This window comes from Embleya sp. NPDC008237 (genome assembly GCF_042956465.1).
GTDB lineage: Bacteria > Actinomycetota > Actinomycetes > Streptomycetales > Streptomycetaceae > Embleya.
The window spans coordinates 43,141-66,141 of sequence record NZ_JBIBGL010000012.1 but is presented as its reverse complement, the minus strand read 5'-3'; the positions used below and the strand labels follow the sequence as shown (position 1 = coordinate 66,141).

The window sequence follows — 23,001 nt, the reverse complement described above, 5'->3', positions numbered from 1 at the left end:
GCGCCGTTCGACCGGACCGCGCCGATCCGACCGGGTCGGCGCGGCCCGGTCGGGCCGACCCGTTCCGCAGCCCGGGCTGCTACGGCTGCGGGTCGCGGGCGTCGTAGCGCCAGAAGCCGCGCCACCGCAGCGACAGCGCGATCACCAGGATCACGCAGGCCAGTCCACCGCTGACCACGGAGATCCGCTCGGTGCTCAGCGCCGCCACCGACCCGGCCTCGAAGTCGCCGAGCCGGGGCCCGCCGGCGACCACCACGATGAACACGCCGGCCAGCCGCCCCCGCATCTCGTCCGGGGTCGCCACCTGCATGATCGTGTTGCGGAAGACCATGCCGATGGTGTCCGCGCAGCCGGCGAGGGCCAGCAGGATCAGGCCCAGCCACAGCGGGCCGCCCAGCCCGAACACCGCGATGCACGTGCCCCACGCGATCACCGCGAGCACGACCGCGCGCCCCTGCCGCTGCACCCGGCCCAGCCAGCCGGAGAACAACCCGCCCGCGAGCGAGCCCACCGCGGGCGCCGCGACCAGCAGGCCGACCGTGGTCGCCCCGCCGCCGTACAGCGTCGCGGCCATCGCCGGGAACAGCGCGCGCGGCATGCCGAACACCATCGCGACGATGTCGGTCAGGAACGTCATCCGGATGTTGGGCCTGCTCCGCAGAAAGCGCAGCCCCTCCAGCACCGAGGCCCGCCTGGGCCCGCCCTCGGTCCGGGTCGGCGGCATCGACGGCAGCCGCCACATCGCGTACAGCGCCGCGGAGAAGGCGATCGCATCGATCAGATAGGCGGCCTGGAAGCTCCACAGACCGATCACCAGGCCGCCGAGCATCGGCCCGATCGTCATCGCGAGCGCCATGGCTATCGAGTTCAGCGCGTTCGCGGCGGGCAGCCGCTCCACGGGCAGCAGCTTGGGGAGCATCGAGGTCCGCGCGGGGTTGTTCACCGCGAAGAACGCCGACTGCACCGCCACCGCCGCGTACAGCAGCCACACCTGGCCGAGATCGAGGAACGCCTGCGCGGCCAGCACGATCGACACCGCGGAGAGCCCGCTCGCGGTCACCAGGCCGACCAGTCGGCGATCCACGCTGTCCGCGATCGCACCGCCGAGCAGCCCGAACACGATCAGCGGCACCACCGAACACAGCCCCACCAGACCGACGGCGAAGTTGGACCCGGTCAGCGCGTACACCTGGATCGCCACGGCGACCGCGGTCATCTGCTGACCCAGCGAGGAGACCGAGTGGCCGAACCACAGACGACGGAAGTGGGGGAACTCGCGGAGCGGGGTCACGTCCGCGAGGACGGTCCGGGCGAGGTGCTTCGAGGCAGGGGGCACCCGCGCTATCCAATCCCAATGTCCCCTGCATCTATTCCTGATTTCGATGTGGGATCGGGCACCCCGAAAATGCGTTGCACCCGCCCTCGGGCCGATCTAACCTCACTGGCACACGGGAGAGGAGGTGGTCTGAAGTTGCATAGCATTCGGACGCGTGAGGTGGCTGCCCGCTAGCCGCCACTCCGGTTTACCGGCTCGGCAGGCCCCGTCGTGAGTGCACCGCGACGGACGCAGGCAGGCGGCCGGCAACACCAGGCAGACACCCGACCCGCAGGTCGCCGGGATCGTCCCCCGGCCTTCGTTCCACCTCACCGAGGTGGACGGAGAAGCGACCTGCGGGTCGCTGCTTTGCCGGGCGCCCACCCGCACGCCGAACCGGCCGCACGTGCTCACGGACTCAGTCGCTCGAACCGCCACCGGGTGCCCTCGCGGCCCTCGCGCAGGTAGCGCAGTCGGTCGTGCATCCGGTTCTCCCGCCCCTGCCAGAACTCCACGGCATCCGGCCGGACCCGATAGCCGCCCCAGAACTCCGGCACCGGGATGTCGTCGATGTCCGCGAACCCTGCCGCGGCCTCCGCGTAGCGCTTCTCCAACTGGTCCCGCCCGGACACCACGCTGGACTGCTCACTGGCCCAGGCCCCGATCCGCGAGCCGCGCGGCCGGGAGCGGAAGTACTCGGCGGTGGTCTCGCGCGACACCCGTTCGGCGGATCCGCTCACGATCACCTGGCGGGCGAGCGCGTGCCACGGGAAGAGCAGGCTCACCGCCGGGTTCGCGGTCAGTTCGGCGCCCTTGCGCGAGCCGTAGTTCGTATAGAAGACGAAGCCCTGCTCGTCGAACTCCTTGAGCAGCACCGTGCGCATGCTCGGCCGGCCGTCCGGCGTCGCGGTCGCGACCACCATCGCGTTCGGCTCGGGCAACTCGGCAGCGGCCACCTCGGCCAGCCACGCGGTGAACAACGGGAAGGGGGTCGGCGGCAGTGCGCAGACGTCGATGCCTTCGCCTCGGTACTGCCGGCGCATGGCGGCAAGCTCGGTGAACTCCACGGACAACGAGTACCACTCGGCGCCCGCCGCCGGCACGGTCACCCCCTACCGGATGATGCCGGGACGACCGAACCCGGCCGGTTTGTGCCGGACCTCACTCGCCCGGGCGTGTTCCGGCGTAGGTCGTCTCGATATCAAGAGATATCCTGACCGACGGACTTCGATCGGCCCATACCTTCAGGCGAGGCACCATCCCGGCCTCGCCCGGACCGAGCGGAACACCTCCCCGAACCACCGGCGGATCCCAGGTGCGGAGCATGATCGGCACCATGCGCCCCGGCCTCGTTCGGGGGAAGACACGGTGTGGTAGTGCGGGGTATGAAGGACCCGGCCACAAGTCAGTCGAGATCGCATGAGGAGCCGCCTGATGTCCGAGTTCGTACCCGGGCTCGAAGGAGTCATAGCGTTCGAGACGGAGATCGCCGAACCCGACAAGGAGGGTGGCGCGCTCCGGTACCGAGGTGTGGACATCGAGGACCTCGTCGGCCACGTCTCGTTCGGCAACGTCTGGGGCCTGCTGGTGGATGGGGCGTTCAACCCCGGCCTGCCACCGGCCGAACCGTTTCCGATCCCGATCCATTCGGGCGATGTCCGCGTGGACGTGCAGAGCGCGCTGGCCATGCTCGCTCCGGTGTGGGGTCTGAAACCGCTGCACGACATCGACGACGCCCAGGCGCGGGACGATCTCGCCCGGGCCGCCGTGATGGCGCTGTCGTACGTCGCCCAGTCGGCCCGCGGCCTGGAGAAGCCGATGGTGCCGCAGAGCGAGATCGACAAGGCGCAGACCATCGTCGAGCGCTTCATGATCCGCTGGCGCGGCGAGCCGGACCCGCAGCACGTCAAGGCGGTCGACGCCTACTGGACGTCTGCGGCCGAGCACGGCATGAACGCCTCGACGTTCACCGCGCGCGTGATCGCGGGCACCGGCGCCGACGTCGCGGCATGTCTGTCCGGCGCGGTCGGCGCGATGTCCGGCCCGCTGCACGGCGGTGCGCCCTCGCGCGTGCTGCACATGATCGAGGAGATCGAGCGCACCGGCGACGCCACGGCGTATGTCAAGGGCGTCCTCGACCGCGGCGAACGCCTGATGGGCTTCGGCCACCGGGTCTATCGTGCCGAGGACCCTCGCGCGCGCGTGCTGCGGCGCACGGCCAAGGAGCTCGGGGCGCCGCGCTACGAGGTGGCCGCGGCACTGGAGAAGGCGGCGTTGGAGGAGCTCCAGGCTCGACGTCCCGACCGGATCCTGGCCACCAACGTGGAGTTCTGGGCCGCGGTGATGCTGGACTTCGCCGAGGTGCCGGCCCACATGTTCACCTCGATGTTCACCTGCGCCCGGACCGCCGGGTGGAGTGCGCACATCCTGGAGCACAAGCGCACCTCGCGGCTGGTGCGCCCGGCCGCCCTGTATGTCGGCCCGGGCACCCGCCCGATCACCGAGGTCCCGGGCTACGACGACACGGTCCGCAACCTGAAGCACTGAGTTCTCGACGCTCGTCCGGAGCCCCGTTCCCCACAAGGGCGCGGGGTTCCGTCATGCCCGGCGCACGGTCGGGGTGGTCGGCGCACGGCCGTCGGTCTTTCGGGTCCGTCGGGTCCCGTTGCCGCGGGGTCGCTCAGGCACGGCCTTCCAGGATGGCCGCCTGCCGCTCGTCGTCGGCACGGGGGCAGGTGCCGCACAGGGCGTTCGGGTCGATGGTGTACCACAGGCAGCACACGCTCTGGGTGCGGTTGCGGTGGGTGCGGCCCTCGGTGCCGCGCAGGGTACGAAAGCCCGCTTCGCGCTTGAAGCGGCCGGTGTTCCCGGGGAGCAGTTCGCCCAGGTCGCGGACCGCGCGGTCGCCCTCGGCCGGGCCGAGCATGCGGCCGAGATACCAGACGGCGCTCACCAGCTCGTCCGCCACCATCCCCCACAACACCCGCTCGCCTCGGCGCAGGTGTGACCGGAACGCGCCGAGCAGTGGCTCCAGGTGCTCGGACACCGCGCGCAGCAGTTCGGCCCGCAGGGCGGCCTCGTCGGCCACCACGCGCGCGCCGGTCGCGCCCGCGTCCGGGTCGTCGGGCAGGCATGCGAAGGTGCCCGCGGTGACCGTGAAGGACCGGCCCGAGCGGTCGGAGTCGACGTCGATCCACACGTCGGCCAGGCCCACGAGCGGCACGCGGCGGTTCAGGAACCAGGGCCCGGCGAGCATCAGGCACGCGTACCAGGCGTAGCCGTGCAGGGCCCACATCGCGATCGCGTCGGCACGCGGTTCGACGTCGAGCGCCGCGGTGATCCGCCGGCGCTCGGCGGCCAGCAGGCCGGCGAGCACGTCGGGGTCGCTCGCCAGCCGCGCGGCGTGCAGCCGGTCCGCTCCCGGGCGTCCGGGCTCGACCGCGATCAGCGGGCACGCGGCACCGAGCGCACGGAAGGTCTCCGCGAACGCGGGGCACGGTACCGGTTGCCGAAGATCGAGCAACGTCATGATCCGAAGGTAAGGCTTGCCTAACCCGCTGTCCATATGGCGCACCCGAGAATGCGATCACACGCCCCGACCCCACTCCTGTGGGCGATGGCGCGACGGGGCGCGCGGTGTGGCCGCGCGCCCCTTACGGTTTCGGACTCGGGTTCGGATGTTGCGATATGCCCCGGGGCGCGGCCCGGGAGCCGGTTCAGGACCGGACCGACACCGGGACGTCGAGCACGTCGTCGTCGGGCCGTTCGCCGGCGTCCTCCAGGATGATGCGGCCCATCAGTTCGTAGCGTTCCGGGCTCCTCGCCTTCATGTACAGGGCCAGGGCGATGCCGCCGACGAAGACTCCGCCGACGATGTACGGCGTGAGCTTGAAGAGCAACGATCCGGACGCGGCGCCGGCGGCGGTCTCCATGTTCTGGAGCAGCAGGACCACCACCGCGATCATCGCGATGCCGCCCAGGAGCGGGGCCAGGAAGGTACGGAACCAGTGCGCCGTCTCCGGATGGTTCCCGCCCACGTGGAAGTAGCCGATGACGGCGAACGAGCACAGGGTCTGCACGATCAGGATCGCCATCGTGCCCAGGATCGCGAGCAGCGTGTAGAGGTGGATGTAGGGGTCCTGATCGGTGACCAGGAAGAGCAGCACGATGCCGGTGGCGATCACGCTCTGCACGAACGAGGCGAAGTACGGCGAGCCGTGCACCGGGTGGGTGTTGCCGAGCCTGCGCGAGATGAAGCCCTCGCGGCCGATCGCGTAGAGATAGCGCGAGGCGCACTGGTGGAAGGCCATGCCGCACGCGAACGAGCCGGTGATCAGCAGCCACTGGAACCAGTCGACCGCCCAGCCGCCGATGAACTCGCCGGTGGGGCCGAAGAAGACGTCCAGCGGGGTCGAACCGCTCGCGATCTCCTTCGACTTCTCCAGTCCGCTGCCGTCGATGGCCATCCAGGACACGAACACGTAGAACAGACCGACACCGATCACCGAGATCAGCGTGGCGCGCGGGATGACCTTCTTCGGATTGCGCGACTCCTCGCCGTACATGGCGGTGGACTCGAAGCCGACCCAGGACCAGAAGGCAAAGAACAGGCCGAGACCGGCAGCCCCCTCGAACGCGTTGGCCGGGTTGATCGGCGCGGTGGACAACCCGTCCGGGCCGCCGCCCTGGACCAGGACCGCGATCGCCATCGCGGCCAGCACCGCGATCTCCGCGACCAGCAGCACGCCGAGCAGGCGTGAGGTGAGGTGGATGTCGAAGTACGACAGCAGCGCGGTCACCGCGAGCATGCCCAACGCGTAGACGGCCCAGTTGAGGTCGACGCCGAACTGGGCGTTGACGGTGGTGTCCGCGAAGTAGGCGAAGATGCCGACGATGGAGGCCTCGAAGACCACGTACGCCAGCACCGCGAGCAGCCCGGAGGCCATCCCCACGACTCGGCCCAGGCCGTGCGAGATGTAGCCGTAGAAGGCGCCGGCCGAGGTGATGTGCTTGGCCATCGCGACGTAGCCGATGGAGAACACGCTCAGCACCAGGGTGGCGAAGAGGTAGCCGGCGGGTGCGCCGATGCCGTTGCCGAAGCCGACCGCGATCGGCAGGTTGCCGGTCATCGCGGTGATCGGCGCGGCGGTCGCGATCGCCATGAAGACGACCCCGACGAGCCCGACCGAATTCGCCTTAAGGCGCTGTACTTGGGGCTGGGCCTGGGGTTGGGCCTGCGATGTGGCCGTGGGGGTCTGCCCGTCACCGGAGTGGCTGGACATCCCACCTCCCTACCGTTCGTCGGGAAAGAACTGATGGCGAGTCAGCTTCGACCCACGGGCGACACCCCCACAATTGACAGGCTGTCATGGATCGGGCCGATTCGAGCCTTGCGCTGTCGGGACGGTGACGGGCGGTGCGGGACCATTCCCGCATCGCAACGTGCGCGGCCCGGATGCGCCACACGCGACCCGTGCCGAGCGCGTCGCGCCGGCGCCGCCCGCGCGCCGAACGCGCGGGTCTGCGAGTGGTGGGCGGGCGGACAACCCATAGGGTCGGGCGTCATGGATACCGCCACACCCGAACTGACCTACGGCGACATCAGGAACGCCGCCGAACGCATCGTGGGCCAGACCCAGCCGGTCACCATGATGCCGATCCACCCGTCACCGCACGTGTGGCTCGCGTTGGAGTACATCCAGCACACCGGGTCGTTCAAGGCACGCGGTGCCGCGAACTTCACCACCGCGCACATCGAGGCCGGCACCATGCCCGAGGCCGGCGTGGTGATCGCCTCCGGCGGCAACGCGGGCCTCGCCTGCGCCTGGGCGGCGCGCAGCGCGGGGGTGCGCTCGACGGTGTTCCTGCCGGAGACCGCGCCGCGGATCAAGGTCGAGCGGCTGCGGACGTACGGCGCGGACGTGCTGCTCGTCGGCCGCGAGTACGCCGACGCGCTGGAGGCGTCGCAGCGCTTCGCCCGGGAGACCGGCGCGCTGCTGTCGCACGCGTACGACAATCCGCTGATCGCGGCGGGCGCGGGCACGCTGGTGCCGGAGTTGCTCGCCGGTGTGCCCGGGAAACTGGACACGATCATCGTCTCGGTCGGCGGCGGCGGCCTGTTCGCGGGCGTGGCGACCGCCGCCGAGGAACACGGGATCCGCACGGTCGCGGTCGAACCGGAACACTGCCGGGCCCTGAACGCCGCGCTGGAGGCGGGCGAGGTCGTGGACGTACCGACCGACTCCGTCGCCGCCGACTCCCTGGGCGCGCGCCGGGTCTCCGCGACGGCCCTGGCCACGGCCCGACGCACCGGCGCCTTCTCGGTCCTGGTCTCCGACAAGGCCATCATCGAATCCCGCCAGGCGCTGTGGGACAACTTCCGCATCGTCGTCGAACACGCCGCCGCCACCGCCCTGGCCGCCCTCTCCACCGGCGCCTACACGCCCGCGGCCGGAGAGAAGGTCGCGGTCATACTGTGCGGCGCCAACACCGACCCGGGCGACCTGGTCTGACCGGGGAGTATCAAGCCCGGCGCCCCACGCCCGGCCCGTGCCACCCATGACGGGGGCATCCGCCGCCGGCCGGCCCCGATCCGCCGATCCCGACCGTCAGGGGCTCGCGGTTCCACGGCCGTTCTCGCGGTGGAGCCAACCCGAGATGTGCCAGCCGAGTTCGAGGAGAGCGGCGGCGACGAGCGCGATGCCGACCGCGGTGCCGTTGTTGCCCTGGTGTTGGGGGTAGAGGGCGAAGAAGTCGGCTACCGGGGGGACGTAGAGGGCGATCAGGAAGGTTGCCGCCATCGCCGCGATCAGGGCGATCTTCCACCACGTGTAGGGGCGGGCGACGATCGCCAGGATCCAGGTCGCGACCAGGAAGAGGGTGATGACGGCGGTGGTGCGGTCCTGGTCGAGGTTCGAGCCGTGGTTGAGGTGGGCCAACCAGTAGGACAGGAACGTGGCCAGTGCGGCGACCACGCCGCCGGGGATCGCGAAGCGCAGCACGCGCGGGACGAAGCCGGGCCGGGCGCGTTCGGCATTCGGGGCGAGGGCCAGGAAGAAGGCCGGTACGCCGATGGTGAGCGAGCCGATCAGGGTGAGGTGGCGGGGCAGGAACGGGAAGACCACGCCCGCGACGCCGGTGAGCAGTGACAGCAGCAGCGCGTACACGGTCTTGACCAGGAACAGGTTCGCGACCCGCTCGATGTTGCCGATCACCCTGCGGCCCTCGGCCACCACCGAGGGCAGCGTCGCGAAGCTGTTGTCCAGGAGCACGATCTGCGCGACCGCACGGCTGGCACCGCTGCCCGCGCCCATCGCGACGCCGATGTCGGCGTCCTTGAGCGCGAGCACGTCGTTGACGCCGTCGCCGGTCATCGCGACCGTGTGACCGCGGGCCTGGAGGGCCGCGACCATCGCGCGCTTCTGCTGCGGGGTGACCCGGCCGAAGACGGTGTTGTCCTCCAGCGCCTGGCCGAGTTCGGCTCGGTCCTCGGGCAACCGACGTGCGTCCACCGCGTGTTCGGCACCCGCGAGGCCCAGCTTGGCGGCCACCGCGCCGACCGAGAGCGCGTTGTCGCCGGAGATCACCTTGGTCGCCACGTCCTGACTCGCGAAGTAGCGCAGCGTCGCCGCGGCGTCCGGACGCAGCCGCTGTTGCAGCACCACCAGCGCGGCGGGATGGGCCCGACCGCCCGCCTCGTCCGTCAGCCCGTCGGCGGTCGCCAGCAGGAGCACCCGCAGGCCCCGGCCGCCCGGTTCGTCGACTCGGGCGAGTACCGGGTGACCCTCGGGCAGCAGCACGTCGGGCGCGCCGAGCAGCCATGTCCCGTGCCCGTCGAAGCTCGCGCCGCTCCACTTGCGGGCCGAGGAGAACGCGGCGACGTCGGTGACCGGCCAATCCGGCGGCGCAGGGTAGGCGTCCACGATCGCCTGGAGGCTCGCATTCGGCCGCGGGTCGGAGGTACCCAGTGCGCCCAGGGCCGCGTCGATCGGCAGCGTGTCGTCGAGCGGGCGCACCTCGGCCACGTCCATGCCGCCCTCGGTGAGCGTGCCGGTCTTGTCCAGGCAGACCACGTCGACCCGGGCCAGTCCCTCGATCGCGGGCAGTTCCTGGACCAGGCACTGCTTGCGGCCCAGCCGCACCACACCGACCGCGAAGGCGACCGAGGTGAGCAACATCAGGCCCTCGGGCACCATGGTGACCAGGCCCGCGACCATGCCGCGCAACGCGTTCGGCAGGCCGTCGTGGGTACGGAGCTGACTGATGATCAGCAGGATTCCCACCGGGATCATCAACCAGGTCACGTAGCTGAGGATCCGGTCCAGGCCCCGGCGCAGTTCCGAGTCGACCAGGGTGAAGCGGCCCGCCTCCTCGGCGAGTCGGGCGGCGTACGCGTCGCGGCCGACCTTGCCCGCGCGGAAGGCGCCGTTGCCGGCGGCCACGAAGCTGCCGGACATCACCTGGTCGCCGACCTTCTTGTGGACCGGATCGATCTCGCCGGTGAGCAGCGACTCGTCGAGTTCGAGTGCGTCCGCCTCCATCACCACACCGTCGACCAGGACCTGTTCGCCCGCGCCGAGTTCGCACACGTCGTCCAGGACCAGATCGCGCGCGGACAATTCGGCGGTGTGCCCGTCCCGGCGCACCCGCGGCTTGGCCTCGCCGACCACCGCCAGGGCGTCCAGGGTGCGCTTGGCGCGCAGCTCCTGGATGATGCCGATCGCCGTGTTGGCGACGATGACCAGGCCGAACAGGCCGTCCTGGATCGGGCCGACGATCAGGATCACCACGAACAACGTGCCGATGATCGCGTTGAACCTGGTGAAGACGTTGCCCCGGACGATCGCCGAGGTGCTGCGGCTGGACCGGGCCGGCACGTCGTTGACGCGGCCGTCCGCGACGCGTTCGGCGACCTCGGCGGTGGTCAGCCCGGTGATGGTGGCGGGGGCTTCGATCATGCCCTGAAGCTACGTCAGCGAATGTCGGATTTTGTGGCTATTCGCCATCAGTCGCGAGGATTGCTCGCACCGAGTGGCCGCCGCCCTGCTCAGTCCTCGTCGGCGCTTTGCAGTCGGCGGCAGTACCAGAGCCCGAACAGCCCGAGGCCCGACCCGGCCAGCGCACACCACGGCCACCAGCCCCGGTCGTCGTCCGCCAGCGTGTCGCGCATGAACCACGCGAGCACGAACAGCGCGAACCAGATCAGGCTGCCGACGGCGACGAGCCTGATGATGTTGCCCTCGTGCGGAGGCGGCGCGGGACGCATGCCGGTGTCCGCGTCGCGGGTCTCGGCGGGTCGGCGCTCGGCGGGTCGGTCCTCGGTGGACCGGCGCTCGACGGGCTCGGCCGGCTCGTCGACGACGGCGGCGAATTCGGCGGTCCCACCCATGAGCGCGGGATCGGTGGCCGGGTCGTAGGCACTCGCGCCGTAGCCGGCCGCGGGAGGCACCTCGGACGGGTACGACTCGCCCCCGCCGGGCGCCGGGTGGGCCGCGTAGCCGCCGGACTCGTACTCGGCGGGCTCGTACGCGTCCTGCGAGTACTGCGTCGGCTCGTGGTCCGCCTGCGCGTAGTCCCCCTGCGCGTAGTCCCCCTGCGCGTAGTCGGTCTGCGCGTGGTCCCCCTGCGCATGGTCGGTCTGCGCGTAGTCGGTCCGCGGATACGTCTGCGCTCCGTACGCCGCGTATTCGCCACTGCCGTACGGGCTCACGTCGTACTCGCCGCTGCCCGGGGAGCCCGCGTCGTACGCGTCCTCGACGTGCCCCGACGCCGGGTCCGCGGCCGCGCCCGGGTGCGGTGCGCCCGTGTCGTCCGGATCCGGCGAGGTGCGCCGTCGTTTCCCGCTCCCGTGCCTGCTCACGAAACCTAGGCTACTTGGCCGCCCGCACCGGCCCCGCGTGCGCCCCGACGAACGAACGCAGGGACCGGTTCCCGTTTTCGGTGTGGTGTCTGGCACCCTTTTCAGGGTCTCCCGGTACTTCGTCCCATCGTGCCGTGTGCGTGTCTCGACTACCCGTTCCCACGCTTCGAGGATTCCGCATGTCCCCCCAGGCCGCCGCCGCGACCACCCCCGAGGTCCCCGCCACGACGAGGAGCGGCCTCGACCGCTTCTTCAAGATCTCCGAGCGCGGTTCGTCGCCGCTGCGCGAGATACGCGGTGGTCTCGCCACGTTTTTTGCGATGGCCTACATCATCGTGCTGAACCCGATCATCCTCGGATCCGCGCACGACAAGTTCGGCAACCAGCTCTCCCAGCCGCAGCTGGTCACCGCCACCGTTCTGGTGGCCGCGGTGATGACCATCCTGATGGGCCTGATCGGCAACATGCCGCTCGCACTGGCCGCCGGGCTGGGCATCAATGCGATGGTCGCGTTCCAGATCGCGCCGCAGACCACGTGGGACGAGGCGATGGGCCTGGTCGTGCTGGAGGGCATCGGCCTGTTGATCCTGGCCGCCACCGGGCTGCGCGAGGCGATCATGAACGCCATCCCGCTGGTGCTCAAGCAGGCGATCGGGGTCGGCATCGGCCTGTTCGTGACCCTGGTCGGCCTGGTCAGCGCGGGTGTGGTGACCCGGGTGCCGGACAAGACGAACTCCACCGTGCCGGTCGCGCTCGGCAGTGGCGGCACGCTCCAGGGCTGGCCGGCCGTGGTCTTCTGCTTCGGCCTGGTGCTCACGTTCGTACTGGTCGTCCGCAAGGTGCCGGGCGCGATCCTGATCGGCATGGTCGCCTCGACCGTGCTCGCGGTGATCGTGCACCAGGCGGCCGGCCTGGACAAGGCGACCTGGGGCCTGACCGCCCCCGAGGCGAACGGTGTCGTGGACACCCCCGACTTCGGACTGATCGGCGACGTGGACCTGTTCGGCGCGTTCGGCCGGGTGGGCTTCATCACCGCGTCGCTGCTGATCTTCACGCTGCTGCTGTCGAACTTCTTCGACGGCATGGGCACCATCATCGGGGTCAGCCGCGAGGCCGGACTGCTCGACGAGCAGGGCAAGGTGCCGAACCTGGGCCGCATCCTCACCGTCGAATCGGTCGGCGCGATCGCCGGCGGCGGCACCTCGGCGTCCTCCAACACGGTCTTCGTCGAATCCACGGCGGGCGTCGGCGAAGGCGCCCGGACCGGGCTCGCCAATCTGGTCACCGGCGGCCTGTTCGCGCTCGCGCTGCTGTTCACGCCGCTGGCGAAGCTGGTGCCGGCGCAGGCCGCCACTCCCGCGCTGGTCGTGGTCGGCGCGTTGATGATGACGCAGGTCAAGCACATCGAGTGGGACGACATGACGGTCGCCGCGCCGGCGTTCGTGACGATCGCGCTGATGCCCTTCACGTACAGCATCACCACCGGGATCGGCGCGGGCTTCATCCTGTACGTGGTGCTGCGCACGGCGGTCGGCAGGGCTCGGGAGATCCCGCTGTTGTTGTGGATCGTGTCCGCGCTGTTCGTGGTGCACTTCGCGATCGACCCGATCGAGCAGGTGCTGGGCGTCAAGTAGCGCCGGGAGCGTGAGATGCCGGGTCGCCGTCGGGGGTGCGCATCTCCGTCGGGCCCGGGTGCGGCAGGCAGGTCACCGGCCCGATCGCGGCCCGGCGGCGGCCCCGGGAATATCCCCCGCGGGCAAACCATTGGAAGTTAGCGAGAGTAAAGAGTTAAGCTAACAACGTGTCCCCGTCCGAACCCGACCGTGCCACGGTGGCCGCCCTCCGTGCCTCGGTGCTGAAGCTCTCCCGTCGCCTGCGCAACCAGCGGGCCGACGAGACGCTGAGCCCCACCCAGCTCTCGGTGCTGACCGTGCTCGTCGTGCGCGGCGCCATGACCCCGGGCGAACTCGCCCGGCAGGAAAAGGTGCAGCCGCCGTCGATGACGCGGGTGATCGCCGGCCTGGAGGAGCGCGGCCTGGTGCGGCGCGAGCCGCACCCCGACGACCGCAGGCAGGTCGTGGTCTCCGCGACCGAGCCCGCCGCCGCCGTGGTGGAGGAGAACCGCAGGCTGGGCAACGCCTGGCTGGCGGAACACCTGTCCCGGCTCACGCCCGAGGAGAACGAGGCGTTGCGCGCGGCCCTGCCGGTGCTGGAGAAGTTGGCGCAGGCCTAGGCCGGCGCGGGAGCCCGCGTCGCGGTTCGGTTCGGGGACGGATGTTCATCCGGCCTCGGCCGACCGTACGACGAAAGGGGAGCCCGTGGCGGCGACAGCCGGCACCTTCTCATCACTACGAAACCGCAACTTCCGGCTGTTTGCCGCCGGGCAGACGGTGTCCAATACGGGCACCTGGATGCAACGCATCGCCCAGGACTGGCTCGTGCTCAAGCTCACCGGCAGCGCCACCGCGCTCGGGGTGACCACCGGTCTGCAATTCCTGCCCATGCTGCTGTTCGGCCTGTGGGGCGGCGTGATCGCCGACCGCTACCGCAAGCGCCTGCTGTTGATCGGTACGCAGACCGTGATGGGTCTGCTCGCCGCCGTGATGGCGGTCCTGGTGTTGAGCGATGCCGTCCAGGTGTGGCACGTGTGGCTGCTGGCGTTCGGCCTGGGCATGGCCACCGCGGTGGACAATCCCGCACGGCAGGCGTTCGTGATCGAGATGGTCGGCCGCAAGGACCTGGCCAACGCGGTCAGCCTGAACTCGGCCAACTTCCAGCTGGCCCGGATCGTCGGCCCCGCGGTCGGCGGCCTGCTGATCACCGCGATCGGCACCGGGTGGGTGTTCGCGGTCAACGCGGTCTCCTACATCGCGGTGCTGCTCGGCCTGCTGGCCATGCGCGAGTCCGAACTGCGCACGATGCCGGTGGTGGCACGCGAGAAGGGCCAACTGCGCGAGGGGCTGCGCTATGTGCGCGGCCGTCCCGACCTGCTCGTGGCGATCGCCCTGGTCGGCTTCATCGGCACCTTTGGCTACAACTTCGCGGTCACCCTCGCGACCTTCTCCAACGACGTCTTCCACGCCGGGCCCGGCTCGTTCGGGCTGCTCAACACGGTGTTCGCGGTCGGCTCGCTGGCGGGTGCCCTGTTCGCGGCCAAGCGCGGCCGGACCCGGCTGCGGGTGCTGGTCGGCGCCGCGATCGTGTTCGGGCTGCTGGAGACGATCGCCGCGCTGATGCCCGGCTACTGGAGCTTCGCGCTGCTGCTCGTGCCGATCGGGATCGCCGGGCTGACCTTCAACACCGCGGCCAACTCGACCGTGCAGCTCGGCAGCGACCCGGCGATGCGCGGCCGGGTGATGGGCATCTACATGCTCGTGTTCATGGGCGGCACCCCGCTGGGCGGCCCGCTGACGGGGTGGCTGGCGGAGAGCTTCGGGCCGCGTACCGGGCTGCTCGTGGGCGGCTTGATCTCGCTGGCCGCGGCGCTCGTGGTCGGTGTGCTGCTCGCCCGGCACGCCGGGGTCCGACTGCGGCCGGGCTCGGTGGTGCGCGCGATGCGGCCGGCGACGCCCGCCGTCTCGGCGACACGGTCGGAGTTCGGTAATCCCGTGGTCAAGATCTGACACAGCGTCAGCACTGGTGTGCGATAGACCCTTTCTTGACGCGGGATTCACGCCCTGGGGTGACGCAGACCATCGACACGTCACCCGAAACGCTGGAATCCTCGACGAATGGACTACGTGCGGTTCCAGCACCTGTTCCAGGCGGAGGGTCTCCGCTTGGGCCAGGCGGCCGTCACGGACATGGACGCGCCGGTACCGTCCTGTCCCGGTTGGACGGTCGCCGACGTCGTACGACATTCCGTGCTCATGTACACCGGCGCCGCCGGGCAACTACGCCCAAAGCAGCGCCCGGTCACGCCCAACGCGCGCCCGGGCGCAGGCAGTGCGCACCCGGTCACGAACAGCACGACCAAGGGGGATCTGCTCGACACCTACAACCGGGCGCACGCGGCGCTCGTGACCGAAATGGCCCGACGGGACCCGCTCGACCCGATCGAGGGCGAGGCCCTCGACCCCGGCGTCGCCGACGGCGTGGACGGCGACGGGCCCGACCCGGGCACCGCCGGCTTCCTGGTCCGCCGGATGGCGCGCGAGGCCGCGGTGCACCGCGCCGACATCGAGATGGCCGTCGGCACCCCGGGACCGCTGGACGCCCAGCAGGCCCTGGACGGCATCGACGAGGTGCTGGGTGTACTGCTCCCGGCGCACTACGACGGCGGCACGCGCGACGGCGCGAGCGGGCGCACCATCGGCGTGCACAGCAACCGGCACCACTGGCGGCTGACCATGCAGCGCTCCGGCGTGACGATGTCCCGCGACCGCGGGTTCGCCGACGCGGCGGTCAGCGGCGAGCCCGCCGAACTGCTGCTCTACCTGTGGGGTCGACGCCCCGGCACGGTCGTCTCGCAGACCGGCGACCGCAGCGTGCTCACCGCCTTCCGCCGCCGCCTGGCGGCCTCGATGGTGTGACCCGCGAGGGCGGGCGCCCGGCCGGGATTCGGCCGCGCGCCCGCGCCGCGTAGGCTCTGGGGCGTGAATCCCCGCACCAGAACCCGCGTCGTCACGGCCACTCTGGCCCTCCTGCTCATCGCCGTGATCATCGGCGCCTTGATGCGCTAGGCCGTGTCCGGTGGATCCTGGTGGATGAGGTCGCGTCGTCCGGTGCCGTGGCTCGGCGTGCCGGCGAAGCGGCCGCATGGTGGTTCCATTCGGCTGTTTCTCCGGTGCGGCGAGACGAGCGCAGCGAGGAGCCCGCGAAGGGCGGATGCCAGGCGGCGCGGCCCCACCAGGATCCACCTGACACGGCCTAGGGCCGGAGCGGCACCCGAACCGGCGCGCGCGACCGCGCACTCCCGGCACACGGGATCGGCGGGGCGGATCCGCGCGGACGCCGCCGTGCGGTCAGTGCGGATTGCCCGCCGAGCGGGCCGCGAGAGCTCGGTCCGTGGCGATCCGCACCAGCGTCGCGTTGCCCGACACCCGGCGGCCCTCCGGGTCCAGCAGGGTGTCCTCCAGGCCGATCCGGGTGTCCAGACCGGCCGCGATGGCCGCGTCCAGGACCGGCCACGCGGACTCGTTCGCGCCGTGCAGCAGGCGCGGCACCGCGATGTCGTGCCGGTCGAGCACCGCCAGGATGCGGCCCGCCTCGTCCAGCGCCTCCCCCACATCGGCGCGTTCGACCTCGATCAGGATCCGGGTGCACACCGCGGCCAGGTCCCGTTCGACCAGCAGTTCCGCGTCCGCCTCGGTCCACACCCCCGCCTCGACTCCCACACCCAGGTGCGCGAGCACGTACGCGAGGTCGACCGAGCCCTCCTCGGACAGGTTGACCGACGCCAGGTCGGGCAGCACCGTCCAGGCGCGCACCGCGGCCAGCCGGGCCGCGGCGTCGGGCTCGATCCAGGCGCCCGTGCTCACCCCGATCGGCACCCCCGGCGCCGCCCCGCGAATCGCCCGGACCACCGGCGCGATCACGTCCGGCGCCAGGCTCTCCCGGCCGCCGCGACCGCGCGGGTGCACGTGCACGATGGACGCCCCCGCGGCCACCGCGGCGCGGCTGTCCGCCGCGATCTGCGCCGGCGTCAGCGGGAGCGCCGGGTGCTCCTCGGGGCGCCGTGTGCCGTTCAGACATGCCTTGATCAGTGTCATGGAAGACTCCGAATGCCGACGCCCACGAACTCCCATCCCATCCCCGATGCACGGCAAACCGCAATGCATTCGACCGACCTGTCGCAAAGTGGTCCCCGACTCGGCGGCGATCGGGGTCGGGCCGGCAGGGTGGACCCATGACAGGACGGGACGGGTGAAGCGGGTGGGACGGGGGCGGATGCGCGGCTTCGGCGCCCTGACGGCGGCAGTGGCCCTGGTGGTGGCGGTACCGGCGTCGGCGGTGGCCGACGCGGACGTGTTGTTCACCATCAAGGACGAGCGGATCACCGAGTCCAGCGGCCTGGTGGCCAGCGCGCTGCACCCGGACGTCTACTGGACGCACAACGACAGCTCGGACGCGCCCAAGGTCTACGCGATCGGCAAGGACGGCACCACGAAGGCGACCATCACGCTGGCCGGCGTGGATGCCCGGGACTGGGAAGCGATCACCATCGGCAAGGACGACGCGGGCAAACCGGCGGTCTTCGTCGGCGACATCGGCGACAACCTGCACGGCAAGTGGCCCGAAGTGTGGATCTACCGCTTCGCCGAACCCGCGACGCTCGCCGACGCGACGGTCAAGGCGACCAAATTCCGGGTGAAGTACGACAACGGTCCGCGCGATGCCGAGGCGCTGCTGATGGACCCGCGCACGAACAGGCTCTACATCGCGAGCAAGGAGGGCGAGGGCGGCCTGTACGAACAGCCCGAACAGCTCTCCCCGACCGGGATCAACACGTTCAAGCGGATCGCCGCCGGCGGCCCGACGGTGACCGACGGCGCGTTCGCGCCGGACGGCTCCCGGTTCGTGCTGCGCGGCTACTTCTCCGCCACCGTGTTCGCCGCGCCCGGCAAGGAGTTGGCCGGGGTCGGCGTGCCGATCCAGCGCCAGGGCGAGTCGGTCGCGTGGAGCCGGGACGGCAGGGAGTTGTTGTTCGGCAGCGAGGGCAAGGGCAGCCAGGTCCGCCGGGTCGAACTCAAGGGCGACAACCGCCCGGACCTGGTGCGCAACGCGCCCGGCGGCGGTACGTCCGGATCCGGGTCGGACGGCGGCGGTTCCGCGGACCCGACCACGTCCGCCGGTGACGAGGGCGACGGCGAGTCCACCACGGACAAGGCCAAGACCTACGGCGCGGGGCTGCTGGCCGTGGCCGGCCTGGTGGTGCTGTTCTTCGCGTATCGCCGGCTCGGCGGCCGAAACCGGAACTGACCGACGACGGGACCGCCGACGACCCCGCAAGGGATGCCGAAGGGCCGCCTTCTCTACGCCGGTCGCCGCACTCGTGCCGAAGGGCCGCCTTCCCGAGGCCGGTTCGGCGCACGCGCGCCGAAGGGCCGCCGCCCCGGGACCGGTTCGGTCCGGAGCGGCGGCCCGTCAGGCGTTGCGGACGTGGGTCAGAGCTGCTCGATCACGTAGTCGACGCACGCGGTCAGCGCCTCGACGTCGGCCGGCTCGACGGCCGGGAACATCGCCACCCGGAGCTGGTTGCGGCCCAGCTTGCGGTAGGGCTCGGTGTCCACGATGCCGTTCGCGCGCAGCACCTTGGCCACCGCGGACGCATCCACCGAGTCGGCGAAGTCGATCGTGCCGACCACCTGCGAGCGGGCCGCCGGGTCGGCCACGAACGGGCTCGCGTAGGCGGACTTCTCGGCCCACCCGTACAGCCGGCTCGACGAGTCGGCGGTGCGCGCGACGGCCCAGTCCAGGCCGCCCTGCCCGTTGATCCAGTCGAGCTGGTCGGCGAGCAGGAACAGCGTGCTCAGCGCCGGCGTGTTGTACGTCTGGTCCTTGACCGAGTTGTCGATCGCGGTGGCCAGGTCGAAGAACGGCGGGATGTAGCGGTCCGACGCGGCGATCCGCTGCGCCCGCTCCAACGCGGCCGGCGAGAACGCCGCGAGCCACAGACCGCCGTCGGCGGCGAAGTTCTTCTGCGGCGCGAAGTAGTACACGTCGGTCTCGGCCGCGTCCACCGGCAGCCCGCCCGCCGCGGAGGTCGCGTCGACCAGCACCAGCGAGCCCACGTCGCCGCCGGCCGGGCGGGCGATCGGCATGGCGACACCGGTCGAGGTCTCGTTGTGGGTCAGGGCGTACACGTCCACGCCCGCCTCGGCCTGCGGCAGCGGGTGCGTGCCGGGCTCCGACTTGATCACCGTCGGCTCGTCCAGCCACGGCGCGGCCTTGACCGACGTGGCGAACTTGGAGGAGAACTCGCCGAACGACAGGTGCTGGGACTTGCGCTCGACCAGGCCGAACGCGGCGATGTCCCAGAAGGCGGTGGCACCGCCGTTGCCCAGGACCACCTCGTAGCCCTCGGGCAGGGAGAACAGGCTGCCGACACCTTCGCGAACCCGGCGCACCAGGTTCTTCACCGGCGCCTGCCGGTGGGAGGTGCCCAGGAGAGAGGTACCGGTCGCCGCGAGGGCGGCGAGCGCCTCGGGACGTACCTTGGACGGACCCGAACCGAACCGGCCGTCGGCGGGCATGAGCGCTGCGGGAATCTGGATCTCGGCCACGCGGAGAGCGTAGTCGTGTCCGTTTCGTGGGTGATGTGTATTCCGCACAATGAGACGATCGTGGCCGGCATGTGGCGGGAGGCGTCTCGGCGGGTGGACGGAACGCGACCGGGCCGGTGCTTCGTGCTCGGCCCGACGGACGGTAGGGGCCCGGGTCCGGAGCCCGGCGAGCGGGCGTGTTCGGCTCGGCCGGCGGGGCACGACGGATGAGGATGACGCGGTGACGGCACAGCTCGGGGACCTGGAAGGCGCGCTGCGGGCGCGGGTGCGCGGCGAGGTCCGGTTCGACCCGCAGGCCCGCGCGCTGTACTCGATGGACGCCTCCAACCACCGTCGGGTGCCACCCGGGGTGGTCGCGCCGCTGGACGCCGAGGACGTGCTCGCGGCGCTCGCGGTGTGCCACGAGCTGGGCGCGCCGGTGACCGTGCGCGGCGGCGGCACCAGCATCGCCGGGCAGGCCACCGGCAACGGCGTGGTGCTCGACCTGGCCCGGCACCTGAACCGGATCCGCCACGTGGACCCGGCGACCCGGATCGCGCATGTCGAGCCCGGCGTGGTGCTCGACGACCTGCGCCGGGAGGCCGGCCGGCACGGACTCACCTTCGGCCCGGACCCGTCCACCCACAGCCGCTGCACACTCGGCGGCATGATCGGCAACGACGCGTGCGGGTCGCACTCGGTCGCGTGGGGCCGGACGAGCGCCAACGTCGAATGGCTCGACATCGCGACCGTCGACGGCACCCGGATGCGGGTCGGCCGCGATCAGCCGGTGCCCACGACGGGCCGCGCCGCCGAGATCCACGCCGCGCTCGCCGAGCTCGCGGACGCCAACCTGGCGCTGATCCGGCGGGGCTTTCCCGCCCTGCCGCGCCGGGTCTCCGGCTATGCCCTGGACCGGCTGCTGCCCGAGCACGGGCGCGACCTGGCCCGGGCCCTGGTCGGCACCGAGGGCACGTGCGTCGTGGTGCTCGGGGCCGGTCTGCGCCTGGTCGAGGCGCCCAGGGCCCGCGTCCTGGCCGTGCTGGGCTTTTCGGACGACTTCGCCGCGGCGGATGCGGCACCCGGTCTGCTGCCGCACGGTCCGCTGACCGTGGAGAGCCTGAGCGCGGGCCTGGTCGCGTTGGCCGCATCCGCACGCGACGTCGAACTGCCGCCCGGCGCCGCCTGGTTGTTCGTCGAGGTCGGCGGGGGCTCGGTCGCCGAGGCGACGGCGCGGGCACACGCGCTGGCCGGCTCCGGACCGGCGCGAGTGGTCACCGATCCGGCGGGGCAGCGGGCGCTGTGGCGGATCCGCGAGGAGGCGTCCGGCACCGCAACCCGGATGGCGGACGGCTCGGAGGCGTGGCCGGGCTGGGAGGACACCGCCGTGCCGCCCGAGCGGCTCGGAGCGTACCTGCGCGCGTTGGCCGAGTTGATGGCGCGGCACGAGCTACGCGGACTGCCGTACGGCCATTTCGGCGAGGGCTGTGTACACATCCGGATCGACTTCGACCTGCTCACCACCCGCGGCGTCGCGGCGTTTCGGGCCTTCTCGTCCGACCTGGCGGATCTGGTGGTCGCGCACGGCGGCTCGCTGTCCGGGGAACACGGCGACGGACAGGCCCGGGCCGAGTTCCTGCCCCGGATGTACGGACCGGAGATCGTCGAACTGTTCGGCGCCTTCAAGGCGATCTGGGATCCGGCCGGGTTGCTGAACCCGGGCATCCTGGTTCGTCCACACCCCGTGGACGACAATCTGCGTTTCACCGGGATGCGCACGCCCGTGCCGGTGGAGTTCGGCTATCCGGCCGACGGCGGCGACTTCGCCGCCGCGGTGCGGCGCTGCGTGGGAGTGGGCAAGTGCCGCGAGACGGCGGACACCTCCTCGGGCGGCGTGATGTGCCCGTCGTACCGGGTCACCGGCGAGGAGGCGCACTCGACGCGCGGGCGGGCCCGGCTGCTGCACGAGATGCTGATCGGCGACGTGATCACCGACGGCTGGCGCTCCACCGAGGTCCGCGACGCGCTCGACCTGTGCCTGTCCTGCAAGGGTTGCCGCAGCGACTGTCCGGTGGACGTGGACATGGCCACCTACAAGGCCGAGTTCCTGCACCACCACTATCGGGGTCGGCTGCGGCCCGCGGCGCACTACGCGCTGGGCAACCTGCCGCTGTGGGCTCGCGCGGTGGGCGCCGTGCCGGGCCTGGCGGGGCTGGCCAACGCGGCGGCGGGGGTGCCGGCGCTGCGGCGAGCCGCGCTCGGCCTGGCCGGACTCGATCGCACTCGGGAGATCCCGCCGTTCGCCTCCGAGCCGTTCACCCGCTGGTGGCGCGATCGGCCGCGTGTGGAGGGGGGTTCGCGCCGTCGGGTGGTGCTGTGGCCGGACACCTTCACCAACCGGTTCCGGCCCGAGGTCGGCCGCGCGGCGGTCGAGGTGCTGGAGGCCGCCGGGCTGGAGGTGGTGGTGCCGCCCGGGTCGGTGTGTTGCGGCCTGACCTGGGTCTCGACCGGGCAACTGGGCGTCGCGCGCCGGGTGATGACCCGTACCGTGCGCATCCTGCGGCCGGCGATCGAGGCCGGGCTGCCGATCGTGGGCCTGGAACCCTCCTGCGCGGCGGCGCTGCGCACCGACGTACCCGAGTTGCTCGGCCGGGCGGCGGACGGCCTCGCGGACTCGGTCAGGACGTTCGCCCAGGCCCTGGAGGAGTACGCGCCGCACTGGTCGCCGCCGGTGCTCGATCGTGAGGTGACCGGCCAACTGCACTGCCACCAGCATGCGGTCCTGGGCGACGCGGCCGACCGCCGGTTGCGCACCCGGGCCGGGTTGACCGGCGAACTCGCGGGCGGCTGCTGCGGGTTGGCCGGCAACTTCGGCTACGAGGCGGCGCACGGCGAGGTGTCGCGCGCGGTCGCCGCGGACCGGTTGCTGCCGGCGCTGGAAGCCGCCGGGCCGGACGCGGTGACGCTGGCCGACGGCTTCAGCTGCCGCACCCAGATCACCCACGTGAGCGATCACCGCCCGGTACACCTGGCCGAACTCCTGGCCGCCGGATTGCCCGGGCGGGCCGGTCACCCGGGTGCGCGCGGCGGGGAATAGCCGGCGGGCGATCGGGGATTGGCTCCGGATATGACCGACACACCGTTCAACCCGCGCACGCTGCTCGCGGAGAGCCGGCTCGGCGTCCTGGCCACGATCAAGTCGGACGGCCGCCCCCAGCTTTCCCCCGTGATGCCGTACTACGACCCCGAGGCGGGTCTCCTGTACGTCTCGATGACCCAGGGCCGCGCCAAGACGGCGAACCTGCGCCGCGACCCCCGCGCCGCGCTGGAGGTGACCGGCCCCGACGGCCGCTCCTGGGCCACCGCCGAGGGCACGGTGACCCTGACCGGTCCGGGCACCGACCCCGACGGCCCGGAGGTCGAGGCGCTGGTCGCCTACTACCGGCGCGCCGCCGGGGAGCACCCGGACTGGGCCGAATACCGCGCGGCGATGGTGAGCGACCGCCGGGTGCTGATGACGATGACGGTCGACCACGTGTACGGCGCCGACCTGCGCTGAGGACGCGACGGGCGGACTGCGTACCCCGGCCCGCTCGCTCGTCGCACCGGCACGTTCCCCGCGT

The 23,001-nt window shown here is 71.7% G+C and carries 17 protein-coding genes; 9 read left to right on the top strand and 8 right to left on the bottom strand.

Translation table 11 applies throughout. The annotated features are described in order from the left end of the window. Positions 1-79 precede the first annotated feature (79 nt). Both ACFZBU_RS28995 and pdxH read right to left on the bottom strand, forming a co-directional pair. A complete protein-coding gene (locus ACFZBU_RS28995) occupies positions 80-1,336 on the bottom strand; it encodes an MFS transporter (RefSeq protein WP_391586625.1) in 1,257 nt (418 codons plus the stop codon). A 389-nt stretch (positions 1,337-1,725) separates the two neighbouring features. Continuing rightward, positions 1,726-2,418 carry a pyridoxamine 5'-phosphate oxidase gene (pdxH, locus tag ACFZBU_RS28990; RefSeq protein ID WP_391586867.1) on the bottom strand — a complete coding sequence of 231 codons (693 nt, stop codon included), beginning with the start codon at positions 2,416-2,418 and terminating at the stop codon, positions 1,726-1,728. Between the two features lie 331 nt (positions 2,419-2,749). Between pdxH and ACFZBU_RS28985 the strand changes: the two genes are divergently transcribed. Beyond that, positions 2,750-3,862, top strand: a complete 1,113-nt coding sequence (locus ACFZBU_RS28985) for a citrate synthase 2 (RefSeq protein ID WP_391586624.1) — start codon at positions 2,750-2,752, stop codon at positions 3,860-3,862. Positions 3,863-3,995: 133 nt separating this feature from the next. Here the strand turns inward: ACFZBU_RS28985 and ACFZBU_RS28980 are convergent, their stop codons facing one another. Both ACFZBU_RS28980 and ACFZBU_RS28975 read right to left on the bottom strand, forming a co-directional pair. Beyond that, positions 3,996-4,844, bottom strand: a complete 849-nt coding sequence (locus ACFZBU_RS28980) for a (2Fe-2S)-binding protein (protein WP_391586623.1) — start codon at positions 4,842-4,844, stop codon at positions 3,996-3,998. A 187-nt stretch (positions 4,845-5,031) separates the two neighbouring features. Further along, positions 5,032-6,597 (bottom strand): APC family permease, encoded by a 1,566-nt coding sequence (locus tag ACFZBU_RS28975; protein ID WP_391586622.1) that lies wholly within the window; start codon positions 6,595-6,597, stop codon positions 5,032-5,034. A 282-nt stretch (positions 6,598-6,879) separates the two neighbouring features. Between ACFZBU_RS28975 and ACFZBU_RS28970 the strand changes: the two genes are divergently transcribed. Continuing rightward, positions 6,880-7,827: a threonine/serine dehydratase gene (locus ACFZBU_RS28970; protein ID WP_391586621.1), complete on the top strand. Its 948-nt coding sequence runs from the start codon at positions 6,880-6,882 to the stop codon at positions 7,825-7,827. A 96-nt stretch (positions 7,828-7,923) separates the two neighbouring features. On the opposite strand, the gene ACFZBU_RS28965 is transcribed toward ACFZBU_RS28970, so the two are convergent. Then, positions 7,924-10,272 (bottom strand): cation-translocating P-type ATPase, encoded by a 2,349-nt coding sequence (locus ACFZBU_RS28965; RefSeq protein ID WP_391586620.1) that lies wholly within the window; start codon positions 10,270-10,272, stop codon positions 7,924-7,926. 89 nt (positions 10,273-10,361) lie between these two features. Then, on the bottom strand, positions 10,362-11,174 hold the full coding sequence (locus ACFZBU_RS28960) for a hypothetical protein (protein ID WP_391586619.1): 813 nt from the start codon (positions 11,172-11,174) through the stop codon (positions 10,362-10,364). A 179-nt stretch (positions 11,175-11,353) separates the two neighbouring features. On the opposite strand from ACFZBU_RS28960, the gene ACFZBU_RS28955 reads away from it, so the two are divergent. From ACFZBU_RS28955 to ACFZBU_RS28940, 4 genes are all read left to right on the top strand, one after another. Beyond that, positions 11,354-12,808, top strand: coding sequence for an NCS2 family permease (locus ACFZBU_RS28955; RefSeq protein ID WP_391586618.1), 1,455 nt, complete (start codon positions 11,354-11,356; stop codon positions 12,806-12,808). Between the two features lie 167 nt (positions 12,809-12,975). Then, positions 12,976-13,407: a MarR family winged helix-turn-helix transcriptional regulator gene (locus ACFZBU_RS28950; RefSeq protein WP_391586617.1), complete on the top strand. Its 432-nt coding sequence runs from the start codon at positions 12,976-12,978 to the stop codon at positions 13,405-13,407. Between the two features lie 85 nt (positions 13,408-13,492). Then, positions 13,493-14,797 carry an MFS transporter gene (locus ACFZBU_RS28945; protein ID WP_391586616.1) on the top strand — a complete coding sequence of 435 codons (1,305 nt, stop codon included), beginning with the start codon at positions 13,493-13,495 and terminating at the stop codon, positions 14,795-14,797. Between the two features lie 108 nt (positions 14,798-14,905). Beyond that, entirely contained in the window at positions 14,906-15,706 is an 801-nt protein-coding gene (locus tag ACFZBU_RS28940) for a maleylpyruvate isomerase family mycothiol-dependent enzyme (RefSeq protein ID WP_391586615.1), read from the top strand. A gap of 432 nt (positions 15,707-16,138) precedes the next feature. Here ACFZBU_RS28940 and ACFZBU_RS28935 read toward each other — a convergent pair whose 3' ends face one another. Beyond that, positions 16,139-16,885, bottom strand: coding sequence for a 3-keto-5-aminohexanoate cleavage protein (locus ACFZBU_RS28935; protein ID WP_391586614.1), 747 nt, complete (start codon positions 16,883-16,885; stop codon positions 16,139-16,141). 154 nt (positions 16,886-17,039) lie between these two features. Here ACFZBU_RS28935 and ACFZBU_RS28930 point away from each other — a divergent pair, with 154 nt between their 5' ends. Continuing rightward, positions 17,040-18,095: a hypothetical protein gene (locus ACFZBU_RS28930; RefSeq protein WP_391586613.1), complete on the top strand. Its 1,056-nt coding sequence runs from the start codon at positions 17,040-17,042 to the stop codon at positions 18,093-18,095. A gap of 185 nt (positions 18,096-18,280) precedes the next feature. On the opposite strand, the gene serC is transcribed toward ACFZBU_RS28930, so the two are convergent. Further along, positions 18,281-19,399 (bottom strand): phosphoserine transaminase, encoded by a 1,119-nt coding sequence (gene serC, locus ACFZBU_RS28925; protein WP_391586612.1) that lies wholly within the window; start codon positions 19,397-19,399, stop codon positions 18,281-18,283. A gap of 220 nt (positions 19,400-19,619) precedes the next feature. Between serC and ACFZBU_RS28920 the strand changes: the two genes are divergently transcribed. Both ACFZBU_RS28920 and ACFZBU_RS28915 read left to right on the top strand, forming a co-directional pair. Beyond that, positions 19,620-22,475 carry an FAD-binding and (Fe-S)-binding domain-containing protein gene (locus ACFZBU_RS28920; RefSeq protein ID WP_391586611.1) on the top strand — a complete coding sequence of 952 codons (2,856 nt, stop codon included), beginning with the start codon at positions 19,620-19,622 and terminating at the stop codon, positions 22,473-22,475. 30 nt (positions 22,476-22,505) lie between these two features. Then, positions 22,506-22,937, top strand: a complete 432-nt coding sequence (locus ACFZBU_RS28915) for a PPOX class F420-dependent oxidoreductase (RefSeq protein WP_391586610.1) — start codon at positions 22,506-22,508, stop codon at positions 22,935-22,937. Positions 22,938-23,001 lie beyond the last annotated feature (64 nt).

Coding starts and splice junctions, on each gene's coding strand:
- ACFZBU_RS28985 (WP_391586624.1), top strand. CDS start 2,750: ATGTCCGAGTTCGTACCCGGGCTCGAAGGAGTCATAGCGTTCGAGACG.
- ACFZBU_RS28980 (WP_391586623.1), bottom strand. CDS start 4,844: ATGACGTTGCTCGATCTTCGGCAACCGGTACCGTGCCCCGCGTTCGCG.
- ACFZBU_RS28975 (WP_391586622.1), bottom strand. CDS start 6,597: ATGTCCAGCCACTCCGGTGACGGGCAGACCCCCACGGCCACATCGCAG.
- ACFZBU_RS28970 (WP_391586621.1), top strand. CDS start 6,880: ATGGATACCGCCACACCCGAACTGACCTACGGCGACATCAGGAACGCC.
- ACFZBU_RS28965 (WP_391586620.1), bottom strand. CDS start 10,272: ATGATCGAAGCCCCCGCCACCATCACCGGGCTGACCACCGCCGAGGTC.
- ACFZBU_RS28955 (WP_391586618.1), top strand. CDS start 11,354: ATGTCCCCCCAGGCCGCCGCCGCGACCACCCCCGAGGTCCCCGCCACG.
- ACFZBU_RS28940 (WP_391586615.1), top strand. CDS start 14,906: ATGGACTACGTGCGGTTCCAGCACCTGTTCCAGGCGGAGGGTCTCCGC.
- ACFZBU_RS28935 (WP_391586614.1), bottom strand. CDS start 16,885: ATGACACTGATCAAGGCATGTCTGAACGGCACACGGCGCCCCGAGGAG.
- ACFZBU_RS28915 (WP_391586610.1), top strand. CDS start 22,506: ATGACCGACACACCGTTCAACCCGCGCACGCTGCTCGCGGAGAGCCGG.